The sequence below is a fragment of the Mycobacterium sp. genome (assembly GCF_049278535.1).
Lineage (GTDB): Bacteria > Actinomycetota > Actinomycetes > Mycobacteriales > Mycobacteriaceae > Mycobacterium.
In genome coordinates, this window is record NZ_JBAPMI010000050.1 from 1 (window position 1) to 13,804 (window position 13,804).

Consider the following 13,804-nt stretch of genomic DNA (forward strand, 5'->3'; position numbering starts at 1 on the left):
CAGCGGCTCGGTGCGCGCGCCGGGCGGTCCCGGCGCCATCGGCACCGGTGTGCCCGGCACGTCTGGCGCCGGCTCCCCCGGGCGCCCGGCGACAGGGATCCCCGGTGACGGGGGCAGACCGTTCGGGTTTGGCGGCGACGAGGCGATGTCGGGTAGGGCCGGGTAGGGCCCGTTCGGTCCGAACGGCCCCGCGCCCTGGTCGAGCGCCGCACATGGCATCGGATTGCCCGGCCGCGGCAGCAGTTCCGGCGACGGCGCGTACGAGCACGGCGTGCCCGGCGCCACAGCCGGTCCCGGGTGATCCGGGGTGCCCTCGAGCACCGGCGGCGCCGGCGGCGGCGCACCGTTGGGCAACCGGGTGCCGTTCGGGTCAGGGAATTTAAACGCTGGCAACCCGGCACTGCGCCAGAAGTCCTCCGGGTCGATACCACGCTTCTTGAACGCGGCATCGACCCATGGCTGCAAGATCCAATACGGCAGCAAATTGGACAGGACTATCTTGAAATACGGTCCCGACGAGACGGTTTCACCCAGCGATGCGGCGAATTGGCCAACGTACCTGAGGCTTTGAGCCAGGTCGTCCTTGCGGGCAACCAGCACGTCAGTGATGGCATGCAGCTGCTCAAGCACTGGGTTCAGACTCGGGTTGTCGTTGATGAGGTATGACACCTGAGCCGAAAACGCGGAAACGTTCCCCAGCAGTGCGTCGATGGCCCGTCCGCGTTCGTTGAACGCGGCCAGCAGTGTCTTCGCGTTGACCAGCAGCCGGTTGATTTGTTCGCTGCGATCACCGAGCACGCTGGCCACCTTGTTGGCCTGCGCGAGCAGATGCGTAATCTGCTCGTCGCGTTTGCCGATGGCGTCGGAGAATCTGGCCAACCCGTCGAGGGCGGGACTCAGGTGCGAGTACGTCTGATTGACGGTCTGCGACAACACATTCAGCGATTGCTTGACGGTGTTGATGTTCCAGCCCGCTGCGGCCTTGGTGATATCGGCATTCGCATCGTAGATCTGATAGGGGGTGGTGCTCTGGCTCAGCGGTATCGTGCCGCCGGGCCGCAACGTCTGGGCTCCCCGCGGCTCGATCTCGAGCACCTTCTTGCCCAGGATGGTGTCAGTCTTGATCGCCAGCCGGCTCTCGGTGCCGATGGTGTTGCCGCCGGTCGAGAACTCGATGACAACGTGGTCGCCATCGATCTTGAACCCCGCCACTTTGCCGACCACCACGCCGGTGATGCGGACCTTGGCGCCTTTGCTCAGTTGGCCGGTGTTGGCGAACTGCCCGAAGTAGCTGGGCTGGGCGAAAAGCATTGGGACACTGGTGAAGCTTTGGCCCACGACCACGACCAGCACCAAGATGAGCGTGCCCATCACTCCGATGCGCACCCGGTTGGGAGGTTGCAGAGATCTCATTGCGACGTGCACCTACCCGTGGGCTGCTGCCAGAGCCTGACCGTGCGAACCGGGCCGCCAGCCTGCAGCCCGTTCCACTTGATCGTGAGGTCGCAGAGGTAGAAGTTCACCCAGTCTCCGTAGAGGCCGATGCTTCGCCCGATCAGGTTGAACGCGGTTGGCGTCTTGTGGATCAGGTCACTGAGCTGATCCCGCTGGTCGACGAGGGGCTGCTGAAGATCCTGGAGATAGTCGAGCTCCTTGTGCACCAGAGCGCGGTTGTCACCCAGCAGGTCTGCAACCGTTCCGGCGGCGTTGCTGATATTCGCGGTGCCGGCCGCCAGCGGATCGGCATGGTTGTTCAGCCCGGTGATCAGTTTCTCGAAGTTGTCAACGGTCTGGTCGAACTCCATCCGATGTTTGACCGTGGTGTCAAGCACGATGTTCAGGTTCTTGATCACCTCGCCGATCGCCTGGTCACGGTCGGCGATCTGGGCGGTCACTTCCGCGGTCTGGTCGAGGATGTCGTTGATGGTGCCGCCCTGACCCTGAAACACGGTAATGATGGCCGACGCGATCGTGTTGACCTTGTCCGGATCAAGAGCGCGGAACAGCGGCTTGAATCCACCAAGCAGGGCGTCGAGATCCAGTGCCGGTGAAGTGTGCGAAAGCGGGATGAATCCGCCTGGCGGCAGGACCCGGTCAGCGCCCTCACCCCCGCCACGATTGAGTTCCACATAGCGGTCACCAACCAGTCCGAGATAGCGGATCTCCGCGGTCGTGGACTGATACAGCGACACCGAGCGATCGACATCGAAGTCGACCCGAACCCGATGGCCGTCGTCGACCAGCTTGATGTTTTTGACCTTGCCGATCTCCACACCAGAGGCCCGGATGAATTGGCCCTCGCGCAGGCCGCTGCCATTGCTGAATTCCGCTGAGTAGCTGTAGGTCCGGTTGAAGCGCATCTGGCCGAACACCACGACGATCATCACGGTGAGGAACATCAGCACCACCGAGACGATGCCGAGTTTGATTGCCATGCCGGTGATTTTCATGGGTTGATCGTGTTGTCCCCGACTTGACGGCCCCAGACGTATTCGACTGCCCAGGGTGAACCGACCTCGACATGGTTATAGGGCGCGAGACTGGCGCCGGTGTCCATCACCAGAGTCGGCGCCGGCCACAGATCACGGGTAATGGGTTGCCAACAACCCGGCGCACCCCCCGGTCCACCACGAGCATTCACCCGGGGCAGATTGTCCGGATAGACATAGGGATTCGGCGCCCCGCCCACCAGCCCGGCCAGCCCGACAAGCCCCAGTGTGCCCACCGTGCCGGCCAACCCCGGAAGAGTCAGGATGCCTCCCAACCCCGACATCAGCTCGGTCATGGTTTTCAGCGCGTAACCGTTGCCGCCGCCAACCGTTTCGTACGCTTTGGGTTCGGCATCGTGGTAATTGCGGATGGTGCAGAAGATCTCGGGACTGTAGGTGTCCAGCAGCTGGGCGGTGGGCACCAGATCGGCGACCCCCCGCTGCAAGTAGGGCCCGCCGCGCCGGAAGATGTCTTCGCCGGTGTTGCCCCACCCAGTCCCGGCCAACAGGGCGGCATCCAGGTCGGCTTCCTGCCGGTGCAACGTGCGCGCGTTGATCACCGCATTTTTGAGGCTGTCGAACAGATCCGGTGCGGCGTTGGTGTAGATGTCGCCGAGCGCCGCCAGCTGCTGAAAGTCATGCCGGATCTGCGGCATCTGCGGATTGACGTCGTCAAGGATCGCGTTGGCGTTGACGATCGACTGCCCGAACTTGTCGCCCAATCCGGTCAGTGCCTGCGCGGCCGCGGCCAGCGTCAGATTCAGCTTGACCGGGTCGACCTTCTCCGCGATCGAGGTCAGGGTTTCGAACAAGGTATTGAACTCCGTCGTCACCGACCTGGCGTCGATTACGTGGCTAGGCGAAATACGCTGTGGTGTAGGGTGTTTCGGTGAGGTCAAGGACACATACTTGTTGCCGAACACCGTGGTCCCCTGGATATTGGCGTCCACATTGGCCGGAATCAGCCTGATGTACTTCGGATCCACATCCAAGACGAACTTGGCCGCCGGCCTGCCGTCACGCTGAATCTCCGAAATACTGGCCACACGGCCGACTTCCACCCCGTTGTAGGTGACCTTGGACCCCGGATCCATCACCAGACCCGACCGGGCAGCCACCATTGTCAAGGGCGTCTTCGACGTGAGCTCTCCGCGAAACTGCAACCAGAACAACGCCAACAACACCGCATTGGCCAACAAGAACGCCACAGCCCTCGTCTTATATCGCGGGATGCGTGGCGGGTTGACCTTCCCTGGTGTCGGCATGACGGCTACACCGTGAGGTTGAAGTTGGGGTTTTTGCCGTAGACCGCCATCGCGGTCAGTACGACCACGACAACGATCGTGATCAACGACAACCGCATCGACCGGCCGACCGCCTCGCCGACGCCGACGGGCCCGCCGCTGGCGGTGTAGCCGTAGTAGCAGTGGGTGGTCATCACGACCACCGCGACGAGGATTACCTCCGCGAACGACCAACCCACGTCGTTGAGGCGCAGGAATGTGTGGAAGTAGTGGTTGTAGGTGCCGACCGATTGCCCGTACAACAAAACGGTGGTGACCTGCGCGGACAGGAAGGCCAGGGTGATCGCCAAGCCGTAAAGCGGGATGATGACGACGAAACCCGCCACCACTCGGGTGGACGCCAGGAAGGCGATCGACCTGATACCCATCACCTCCAGCGCGTCGATCTCCTCGCTGATGCGCATGGCGCCCAGTTCGGCGGTGGCGCCGGCGCCCACCGTGGCTGCCAGAGCTTGACCGCAGGCCACCGGCGCGACAAACCGCACATTGACCATCGCGGCCAAAAATCCGGTGAACGCTTCGACGCCGATGTTGCCCAGCGACGCGAAGCCCTGGATGGCGACCAGAGAGCCCGCGGACAAAGTGATGAATCCGACGATCGCGGAGGTGCCACCGACCACGGCCATCGCGCCGGTACCCATACCCATCTGGGCAAGCATCCGCAGCATCTCTTTGGGGTAGTTGCGCAGAGCCAGGGGGATCAGCCGGAGCGCGGTCAGTGAGAACGAGACCATCTGTCCGATCTCGACCAGCACCCCGGCCGGGGCGCGGCCATACCGGCGGACGGTGCGGCCCAGCCGGATGCGGCCAAACGGTGCGGCAATCGTCGACATGTCAGCGCCCCGTTCCGAACCGGACACCGATAGTCGTCATCACCGCGTTGACCGCGAACAGCGCGATGAAACACAGCACCACGGTCTCGTTGACGGCAGTGCCCAGACCTTTGGACCCGCCGCGGGCGATCAGGCCGCGGTAACAGCCGACCAGGCCGGCGATCAGCCCGAAAATTGCGGCCTTGACGAGCGCTATCACCACCTCGGGCAGACCGGTGAGCACGGTGAGCGTGGAGAGGTAGGCACCGCTCGAGACGTTCTGCAGGTACACGCTGAACAGGTAGCCGCCCCCTAGGCCGACGGCGATGACAAGGCCGTTGAGCAGCACGGCGACGACTGTCGAAGCAACGACGCGGGGCACCACCAGCCGGTGGATCGGGTCGATGCCCAGCACCTCCATCGCATCGACCTCCTCGCGGATGGTGCGGGCGCCGAGGTCTGCGCAGATGGCAGTGGCCCCGGCGCCGGCGACCACCAGCACCGTCACGATCGGGCCGAGTTGGGTGACCGCGGCGATCCCCGCACCGGCACCGGAAACATCGGCCGCGCCGAACTCGGCCAGCAGGACGTTGAGCGTGAAGATGAGCAGCACGGTTTCCGGGATGGCCACCGCGATCGTGGGCAGCAGCGACACCCGCATCAGGAACCAGCCAGTCCAGATGAACTCGCGCCATTGGAACGGCTTCCCCAAGGCTTTGCCGGTCAGCGCGCACATCCGAAAGAAACCACCGACCACTTCTGCCCCCGGCCGGAGTTGGTTGCCAATTTTGCTGGCAATCACGTTCGAGGTCGTCATTGGTACGGATCCGGGTGAGGGCCACAGCAGCGCGAACGATGTTCCACAAGAGAGCAATTCACGCTTTGGGTGCACGAGGCCGATGCTCGACTTCGACGTGACCCGGAGCGTATCCGATGGCCGGCGGCCTTCGTCTGCGCCTGCCGGGTCCGTGTCGCGCTCATTTGCGTCACGCAGCCACTATTGCACCTGACCGTCCGTACAGTCAATAACGCTGAGATTGGCGTCTGATTCCGTCACGCATTGCCCGACGGCTCGCCCTACGCCGGGTTAAATCGATAACCAGCGACCCTGATAAGCCCGCTTACGACTAACTCGCGCAAAGCATTCAGTCGCTACGCGGTCAGTCTGCTGCGCCCGTTACTGCGGCAAGGCATTCACGCACCACCGACACGACGTCAGCGGAAGGGTCCGCCCACTTGCTGAGTTCTAAGCGATCGAGCAGCAAGCCGCCGAGGAACACGTCGACGAAAGCGGCTCCGACGTGTTCGGGTGTCCGGGGCCCTGTGGGATCGAACCACAACCAGAGCGACTGCAGCGATCCCCACAGCTGCAATGCCGCCAGTTCGATGTCCACGGTCCGGAACACACCGCTCGCGACCCCGTTGCGGATCTCGTCAATCGTGAGCGCCTGCAATTGATCACGCAATTTCTGCACTTGCTGCATCGCCGGGTCATCGGACAACTGGACGACCTCGCGCTGGCTTGCCACCGTCGCGTCGCGGTCGATCACATGTAGCAGCGTGGAAGTGTAAATGATCGCGACGATGCGTTCGTGGGGCGTAGCCAGACGATCCCATACCATCCGCAGGACATCGAGTTGACTGGTCAGGTGGGTTTCTTCGAGCTCTCGCAACATCTGCGATTTGGTCCCGAAGTGATGAACGATGGTGCCCTTGGACATGCCCAATTCGTCGGCGATATCGCCGATATTCGTTCTCTCGTAGCCACGTTCGGCGACATAGCGCACAAACGCGTCCAGAATCTCGTTGCGCCTGCCGGGCGATCTGGGCATCTCAAACCTTCGGAGTAAACTAACCGTACGACCGGTCTATCATATCTTCCGCGACGTGAGTATCCCCCACCGACGCGGCCAGGCTCGTTGCGCCTGTGGCCGGCGCGCCCGGAGCCGCCCGACGGCCTGCCGGCTGTGCCGGTCAGCTCATGGATCCGTGCAAGGCCGAACTTTCAGACCGATCCGCGGCGTGCATCACGGCGCAAACCTGAACCAAGACCCTCAACGCTCAACGGTGGCGCCCGCCGGGCCCCCGCTGGATCAGAAGGCCCTACAACGCCCTGCGGCCGCTGAACCCATCCGCTGCGGTCAAGACATACATGTTCGCACCAGGTACTGATCTGATTTCACCGGTGGTGTACATGGTCATGAGTTCTCTGCCATCGCTGTCGGCAACGCACACATAGGTGTCCGACTCAGCATCGTAATCAAAGCTGTCCCAAGCTAATACGAATGCCAAGCAGTTGCCGTCGCGGTCCGTGATGACGAGCTTATGGGCACCTGACTCCTTTAGGAGCTTGGCATCCTCCGTGCGCCGCTGATGGGCGCCTTTGTGGACCGGTACGCTTTTTAACATCGATTCACTCCTTTGGTGTTGATCCGTCCGATCCGCTACCTCCGTTCAGTGCCGCGTTGTGCCACTGCGCCATCAACGGCAGGCGCGGATCGATTCGAAGGGCGTGTGCGAAATCGACTTGCTGGACGGTGTAGACATTTGTCACCGCGCCATCGTTGAGCGTCGCGAAAAGCCGCCGCAGCGCTGAGAAAGTTGTATCCCCGGCGCGGCGCGCCACCCCGACCCATCCCAGCTATCGCGGCATCCATGGTGGTGGTCTCACCTGCTTAGTGGCTAATGACTGGAGTCTGCCAGCTGACCGCTCAGATCGGATTAAAGTGGCAAATTCAGCGACGGGCTCGCAGATCTGCCCAGCGCCGCACTTTTCGCCGCGTACCGTGAGGCGGTGGCCGCTATTGACCGCAGCCGGACCGTCGCGGCCGACCCTCAGTCCGTGTGGAATGTGCTCGCCGACTTCGGCTCGATCAGTGCCTGGGCAGACAACATCGACCACTCGTGCATCCTCAACCACAGCAGTGAACCGATCGGCACCACCCGGCGAGTCCAGATCGGCCGTAACGCCCTGGTCGAGACGATCACCGAGTTCGACACCGCGCGTGCGCTCGCCTACGACGTCGATGGCTTGCCCAAGCGGGTGCGCCGATTCAACAACCGATGGGCCTTGCGGCCGGCCGATAACGACGGCACCGTCGTCACACTGACCAGCACAGTCGAAATCGGTTCTGGCCCAATGCATAATCTCGCCGAACGCGCGGTGTGCCGCGTTCAATCCCGACAGTCAGACATCATGCTCGCCGGCCTTGCGAAGCGATTGGAGAAGGCTCGTGACTAGTCAGCCCGACGTCATCATCTTGATGACCGACGAGGAACGCGCGATCCCGCCGTACGAGTCACCCGAGGTGCTCGCCTGGCGCGAGCGAACGCTGCACGGCCGCAGGTGGTTCGACGAGCATGGCGTCAGCTTTACCAGGCACTACACCGGCTCGCTGGCCTGCGCGCCCAGTCGCCCAACGATTTTCACCGGGCACTATCCGGACCTGCACGGCGTCACGCAGACCGACGGCCTGGGCAAGATGCCCGACGATTCGCGCATGCGCTGGCTGCGGCCCGGCGAGGTGCCGACCATGGGCAACTGGTTTCGCGCCGCGGGCTACGACACCCACTACGACGGCAAATGGCACATCTCGCACGCCGACATCCACGACGCCGACGGGAGCGTGCTGGCCACCAACGACGAGCACGGCGTCGTCGACCACGCCGCGGTGCGGCGTTACCTGGACGCCGATCCCCTTGGGCCGTTTGGCTTCTCGGGCTGGGTCGGTCCGGAGCCACACGGTGCGCTGCCGGGTAATGCCGGCCTGCGCCGCGACCCGCTGGTTGCCGACCGCGCCGTCACCTGGCTGATCGACCGGTACGCACGCCGTCGCGCCGGCGATGCGTTCGCACGACGTCCGTTCCTGTTGGTAGCCAGCTTCGTCAACCCGCACGACATCGTGCTTTTCCCGGGCTGGCTGCGTCGCAGCCCGGTGAAGCCCTCTCCACTGGATCCGCCGCACGTACCGGCGGCGCCCACGGCCGACGAGGACCTGGCGAGCAAACCGGCCGCGCAGATCGCGTTCCGGGAGGCCTACGCCTCCGGCTACGGCCCGGCGCCGGTGATCGACCGGGCCTACCGCGGCAACGCGCAGCGCTATCGCGACCTGTACTACCGGCTGCACGCCGAGGTCGACCGGCCGATCGATCGGGTCCGCCGGGCGGTCACCGAGGGCGGCTCGGACAACGCGGTGCTGGTGCGCACCTCCGATCACGGCGACCTGCTCGGGGCACACGGCGGGCTGCACCAGAAGTGGTTCAACCTCTATGACGAGGCCACCCGGGTGCCGTTCGTGATCGCCCGGATCGGCGCCGGTGCCACGTCGTCGCGGGAGGTGACGGCACCGACGTCGCACGTCGATCTGCTACCCACACTGCTTGCCGCGGCGGGCGTCGACGTCGACGCGGCGTCCGACGACCTTGCCGAGTCGTTCTCCGAGGTGCACCCGCTGCCGGGCCAGAACCTGATGCCTGTGGTGGACGGCGGGCCGGCCGACGACGATCGACCCGTCTACATCATGACCCGCGACAACATGCTCGAGGGCGATTCGGGTGCGTCGGCCACGGCCCGCCGGTTGCGGCGAACATCGAATCCGCCGGGGCCGCTGCGTATCCGGGTGCCCGCCCACGTCGGGTCGAACTTCGAGGGCTTGGTGGTCCGTGTCGATGGTCAGCTGTGGAAGCTGGTACGCACCTTCGACGATCCGGCGACCTGGACCGAGCCGGGCGTGCGTCACCTCGCGGCCAATGGGCTTGGCGGAGAAACGTATCGGATGAGCCCGCTCGACGACCAGTGGGAGCTCTACGACCTCACCGCCGATCCGATCGAGGCCCGCAACCTGTGGGCCGACCCCGACCTGCACGAGCTTCGCCAACGTCTGCGGACCCAGCTGAAGCACGCGCGGGCCGAAGCCATCCCGGAACGAAACCGTCCCTGGCCGTATGCCTCTCGTCGAGAGGATTAGCTTGCCGCCGGGCCGCCAGTGCTGCGTCACATACCGGGAGTAGGCTCGCGTCACATGACACTTCCACAGCCGTCGGCCGGTTCGGTCGCCGTGATCACCGGCGCATCTTCTGGCATCGGCGAACAATTCGCCCGTCAACTCGTGGCCCGCGGCTACCGCGTCGTCGTCACTGCCCGACGGGAGGACCGGCTGCAGCAGTTGTGTGCGGAGCTGGGCGGCGATAAGCACGCCGTCGCGGTCGGCACCGATCTCGCGATTCCGGAGGATCGCGACCGGCTGGCCGCACGCATTGAGGAGCTGGGCGTGCAGGTCGACATCCTGGTCAACAATGCGGGCCTTGGCATCTACACCAAGTTCGGCGCCGAAGGCCGCGACAAGGAACTTCAGATGCTGCGCGTCGACGTCGAGGCGGTGGCCGACCTGACGTTGCGCTACCTGCCGGGCATGGTCGAGCGCCGCCGCGGCGCGATCATCAACCTGTCGTCGGTGTCGGGATTTCAGCCGGCCCCGTACAACGCCAACTACGCCGCGTCCAAGGCGTATGTGCTGTGGCTATCGGAGGCGGTCAACGCTGAAGTAGCCGACAGCGGTGTGACGGTCACCGCCGTCTGCCCGGGTCCGGTGCCGACGGAGTTCCAGGCCACCAATGATGCCCAAGACCTGGTGGACAAGCTGCCGGGATTCACTCACGTATCCGCCGAGCGGGTGGTCGCCGATGCGCTGAAGGCCGCCGAGCATGGTCGCGGGTCGGTGGTCCCGGGCGGACCGCAGGTGCGGTTGGCGCTGGGGTCCACCCGCTTTGTGCCGACCCCGCTGGTATTGCCGGTCCTGAAACGAATGCTGAAGCGCTAGATCGACTTTGGCATCAGGATCGGCGTGAGCCTCAGACCACTCCGCTGCGTTCGAGAGCTTTGGCGCACTCCACGGCATGCCTGCCCATGATCGTTCCCAGCGAGGTATAGGCCGCGAACTGAGCCTCGTTGAACCATTGGTCGGATGTCGGGTCATGAGGGAACACGTCACTCGACGCCGCATAAGTCAACAGCCACTCTGGACAACCCTCCCAGAGCACGCTTTTCGCGAAGATCAGAACGCCGCGCGAATTCTGCGGCTCGGTCAAGCCTGCCGCCAACGGGTATTTGATTCTTCCGAAAGCTACAGTCCCTTTTGTGATTCGGCCATTCAAGGACGCTAACGCATGTCCTTGCGGGAACGGCTTGCCGGAGCCGGGAGCGATGTCGTTCACCGAGTAAGGGCCGTCCTCGTTGAGTTCGATCGTTACGCCTAATTCGTATCGCGCCAGCCGCATCGCTTCCGACAGTGTGCTGAGTAGCGGAGGAGTATCGCCGCCGGCGTCGACGCAGAAGATGAGGCGACAGCGCCGGCGCAGTGCCTCGACCAGTCCGAGATTCTCGTAGTGGCCGCCGTCGGTCAACTGCACCAGCCGCGCATCGTCGTAGTTGATGCCGAAGAGTTCGCGGTAGAAGTACCCCGCGCCCCGGATGGTAGGCAATGACGTTGGCCACGGGCGGTTTTCGTCTTCTGGGTCGGTGCGCCCGCCGTGTTGCGCGCAGACCAAGTTGCCGACGAGTTTGGGATTCGGCAGCCAGGTGCCGAGTCGAGCACCCGAGATGGCCAGCAGTTTCTGATACCCCTTGTCCTGGCGTCCCATTGCTGACGCAACCGCCGCACCACTCACTGCGACCGATGCCTCGACGGTGAGATCTCGCCTCAGTCGCGGCGGCGCTACATCGAACAGCTCCCGGGTCTTGAGCCATCCGAGATCCGGGCCACCGATGTGATCCGCGCTGAGGACATACGACACCGCGTTGAGACCGGGCGCCGGTGTTGCTTCTCCGGACAGTGTGGCCGCGGTGGCGAAGATGAACTTCGGGCCCTCGTCTGGAGCGTGCCCATAGTCAGGCAACCGCGTCCATTCGGTCGCGGGATAACGCTCGGCTTGCCAACCGAACGACGGCGCCTTGACCCGACGGACAGCGAAGGTGCGCGCCAGCCGCAGCCGATAGAACGGATGCAAGCTCAGCGATGTGACGTCGGCAAAGCCGAGGAACAGCACGGCCAAACTGAGCAGCACCAACTCCACGAGCCACCCAAAACCGGGCAAGACGGGGATAGCGCCGTGGCAGGTATACGGTGCGGCTCGTTGAAAAATATCGACTGCGAAGCCTCCGAGCACGGCAAGCCACGCCAGTGCCAGTAGCACAAAGGTCGCCAGCACCAATATCAATTGCAGAACAGCCGGCGGCAGCAGCCGTTTCCACCAGGTCGGCGCCGTGGCACCTTTGAGAGGCAGCACGTTGCGCTTCTTCATCAGGATCGTGACGATCGCCGTCACGTAGTTCAGTCCGACGACGCCGGACAGAATCCTTCCTGCGCTGGCGGGGTTTGGACTGATCATCGAGCACAGCCACATGAGTGCCGGCAACCCAGCGACGGCCACCAGCACGAGCACCGCGAATACCGCGTTTCCTCTCGCGGCCTTGAGAAACCATAGCCGCGCGCCCTCACTGCGAGAGCCCGCCAACAGCCACTCCACACCGATGGCAAGCATCGTGGACACAACAGCCAGAACGGCGAAAACCCCGACAGCCGCCCACGAGGCATGATGGTTGGCGAGCGCTGGCACCGCGCCCGGGCACTTCGTGTTGTGGTTGACGTGGTCGGCGACCTCGGGTGAGACCGGGACGAACGTCGCGAACGAAAAATACGGAACCGCAAGCAGATACCCGAACGCCCAACCCAGGATTGCCGGAACGATGAACACCATGCCCAACGAGGCGATCAAATTTCTCAGCACCACCGCCAAGGCGTTGGCCAGTCCCGCTGCCGAGTCGGCGATATAGCTTGAGCCCCTGCGGAAGTGGTCGAACTCCGCTGATCCTTGTTCGAATCGCTGAGACAACGGCGGCCGCTCTGACTCCTTCACTCCAGATTCGATAGCGGATGCTTTGTCTTCGGGTTGGGTAGCGAGCAGCCGCGCTCCAGCGGTATAGCCGCCGCCCGAGACCGAGATGATGTAGTCGACCGTGTCGATCAGCCGACGCGGGGCTGCGGGGCTGGGCGGGTCCGGTTGCTTGGGGTTGATGGATTTCGCCTCGGAGAAAACCTGCGTCGCTCCCATCGCAACGCACGCCGACCGTACTCCGCCGCCGGACAGGCAAATAGCCTGCGCCGGTTTACCTTTCCGCTCCTTGATGACATCGAAAGCGCCGGGGACGTTATAGGCCTTGAACCAACTCCCCTGGTTCGCAGCTACCTGCTCCGCGACCGAATCCTGGATTTGGGGTAGCTCCGGTGCGGCCCAGACGTCGTTCCACCAATAGGCATAGTCGAGGCTGCCCCCGGCAGCCTTCTTCCGCATGTCAGATCGAAACCGCGGCAATAGGTATCTCCGGAATAGCGCTATGGCCCCGCGTCCGCTAAGGCCCACGACGGCCGCTACCGAACTGAACGCCATCAGCGCCGCACACCATTTGGTGACCGCCGCCGCAGAAACCACCGTCGAGACGGCGGGGAACCAGACCCAACCCGGCTTGGCGCCCAGTAACTGTTGGAGAAAGTAATCCGTTACCAAATCCGCGGCAGCCATGATGATTACCGCGGCAAACGCGTAATGCGACATCCTGCGGCCAGACAAGGAGACCGCCCAGCATCGGTGGATCCACGCAAACCCGCTCAACACCAGAAAATAGCCGAAGACGAACAAGCCCTCCGTCGGTAGCGAAGCGAGTTGCTGCGCCTTGAAGCCGGGCAGCCACTGCTTGGGGTCGCCGTACTTGTATTGCTCGAGATCCGGAATGTGCGCTCGGTGGTAACACGACATCGCAATCGCCACGCCGATGCCGATCAAACAAATGGATAGGGCCGTTTTGGCCCAGCGAGCGCCATACCCCTTCACGCGGAAAAGAGTTGGGCTCATCGCATGCAGCCTTTCTGAACAATTTGGTCCTTCAAGCGGATGTTAAGGGCGGCTGTCCCTCAACGATTTGAAATCGACCAATTTGTCGCAGAATGCTCAAGCCCCAGAAGGAAATCGTGCCGCCACCTGCTTACCGGGAAGTCGGCGGACATATCGATTTTGAAAACGAGGCGTATGCGATATCACCCGGGCTCTGATATCACCTACGCATTCAAATCGCAGCCGCAACTAGAACGTGTTGACCAACTTCTGCTGCTCGGCCATCTGCCGCGACATTGTGTAGTGGTGGTAG

12 protein-coding genes are annotated in these 13,804 nt (G+C 63.5%); 3 read left to right on the plus strand and 9 right to left on the minus strand.

Annotated features, from left to right (window positions below; translation table 11 throughout):
• The 8 genes from WAO18_RS02955 to WAO18_RS02990 all read right to left on the minus strand — a co-directional run.
• Nucleotides 1–1,413 (minus strand): MCE family protein (locus tag WAO18_RS02955; protein WP_422203748.1); only part of this gene is annotated, 1,413 nt, incomplete at its 3' end.
• Nucleotides 1,410–2,450 carry a virulence factor Mce family protein gene (locus WAO18_RS02960; protein ID WP_422203750.1) on the minus strand — a complete coding sequence of 347 codons (1,041 nt, stop codon included), beginning with the start codon at nucleotides 2,448–2,450 and terminating at the stop codon, nucleotides 1,410–1,412. The genes WAO18_RS02960 and WAO18_RS02955, both read right to left, overlap by 4 nt.
• Nucleotides 2,447–3,754: an MCE family protein gene (locus WAO18_RS02965; RefSeq protein ID WP_422203751.1), complete on the minus strand. Its 1,308-nt coding sequence runs from the start codon at nucleotides 3,752–3,754 to the stop codon at nucleotides 2,447–2,449. Before WAO18_RS02965 ends, WAO18_RS02960 begins: the two co-directional genes overlap by 4 nt.
• A gap of 5 nt (nucleotides 3,755–3,759) precedes the next feature.
• Nucleotides 3,760–4,626: an ABC transporter permease gene (locus WAO18_RS02970; protein WP_422203752.1), complete on the minus strand. Its 867-nt coding sequence runs from the start codon at nucleotides 4,624–4,626 to the stop codon at nucleotides 3,760–3,762.
• 1 nt (nucleotide 4,627) lies between these two features.
• Entirely contained in the window at nucleotides 4,628–5,422 is a 795-nt protein-coding gene (locus tag WAO18_RS02975; protein ID WP_422203754.1) for an MlaE family ABC transporter permease, read from the minus strand.
• A 343-nt stretch (nucleotides 5,423–5,765) separates the two neighbouring features.
• Nucleotides 5,766–6,437 carry a TetR/AcrR family transcriptional regulator gene (locus tag WAO18_RS02980; RefSeq protein WP_422203755.1) on the minus strand — a complete coding sequence of 224 codons (672 nt, stop codon included), beginning with the start codon at nucleotides 6,435–6,437 and terminating at the stop codon, nucleotides 5,766–5,768.
• A gap of 271 nt (nucleotides 6,438–6,708) precedes the next feature.
• A complete protein-coding gene (locus WAO18_RS02985) occupies nucleotides 6,709–7,014 on the minus strand; it encodes a hypothetical protein (protein ID WP_422203757.1) in 306 nt (101 codons plus the stop codon).
• Nucleotides 7,015–7,018: 4 nt separating this feature from the next.
• Complete coding sequence (locus WAO18_RS02990; protein WP_422203758.1) at nucleotides 7,019–7,231, minus strand: hypothetical protein; 213 nt, start codon at nucleotides 7,229–7,231, stop codon at nucleotides 7,019–7,021.
• A 168-nt stretch (nucleotides 7,232–7,399) separates the two neighbouring features.
• On the opposite strand from WAO18_RS02990, the gene WAO18_RS02995 reads away from it, so the two are divergent.
• From WAO18_RS02995 to WAO18_RS03005, 3 genes are read left to right on the plus strand one after another with little or no spacing between them, the layout of a single operon-like run.
• Nucleotides 7,400–7,846: an SRPBCC family protein gene (locus tag WAO18_RS02995; protein ID WP_422203760.1), complete on the plus strand. Its 447-nt coding sequence runs from the start codon at nucleotides 7,400–7,402 to the stop codon at nucleotides 7,844–7,846.
• Nucleotides 7,847–7,868: 22 nt separating this feature from the next.
• The gene (locus WAO18_RS03000; protein WP_422203764.1) at nucleotides 7,869–9,572 is read left to right on the plus strand and encodes a sulfatase-like hydrolase/transferase; all 1,704 of its coding nucleotides are present in this window, start codon (nucleotides 7,869–7,871) and stop codon (nucleotides 9,570–9,572) included.
• Nucleotides 9,573–9,626: 54 nt separating this feature from the next.
• Nucleotides 9,627–10,424: an SDR family NAD(P)-dependent oxidoreductase gene (locus WAO18_RS03005; protein WP_422203761.1), complete on the plus strand. Its 798-nt coding sequence runs from the start codon at nucleotides 9,627–9,629 to the stop codon at nucleotides 10,422–10,424.
• Nucleotides 10,425–10,455: 31 nt separating this feature from the next.
• Here the strand turns inward: WAO18_RS03005 and WAO18_RS03010 are convergent, their stop codons facing one another.
• On the minus strand, nucleotides 10,456–13,512 hold the full coding sequence (locus WAO18_RS03010; protein ID WP_422203762.1) for a hypothetical protein: 3,057 nt from the start codon (nucleotides 13,510–13,512) through the stop codon (nucleotides 10,456–10,458).
• Nucleotides 13,513–13,804 lie beyond the last annotated feature (292 nt).

Coding starts and splice junctions, on each gene's coding strand:
- WAO18_RS02960 (WP_422203750.1), bottom strand. CDS start 2,450: ATGAAAATCACCGGCATGGCAATCAAACTCGGCATCGTCTCGGTGGTG.
- WAO18_RS02965 (WP_422203751.1), bottom strand. CDS start 3,754: ATGCCGACACCAGGGAAGGTCAACCCGCCACGCATCCCGCGATATAAG.
- WAO18_RS02970 (WP_422203752.1), bottom strand. CDS start 4,626: ATGTCGACGATTGCCGCACCGTTTGGCCGCATCCGGCTGGGCCGCACC.
- WAO18_RS02975 (WP_422203754.1), bottom strand. CDS start 5,422: ATGACGACCTCGAACGTGATTGCCAGCAAAATTGGCAACCAACTCCGG.
- WAO18_RS02980 (WP_422203755.1), bottom strand. CDS start 6,437: ATGCCCAGATCGCCCGGCAGGCGCAACGAGATTCTGGACGCGTTTGTG.
- WAO18_RS02985 (WP_422203757.1), bottom strand. CDS start 7,014: ATGTTAAAAAGCGTACCGGTCCACAAAGGCGCCCATCAGCGGCGCACG.
- WAO18_RS03000 (WP_422203764.1), top strand. CDS start 7,869: ATGACCGACGAGGAACGCGCGATCCCGCCGTACGAGTCACCCGAGGTG.
- WAO18_RS03005 (WP_422203761.1), top strand. CDS start 9,627: ATGACACTTCCACAGCCGTCGGCCGGTTCGGTCGCCGTGATCACCGGC.
- WAO18_RS03010 (WP_422203762.1), bottom strand. CDS start 13,512: ATGAGCCCAACTCTTTTCCGCGTGAAGGGGTATGGCGCTCGCTGGGCC.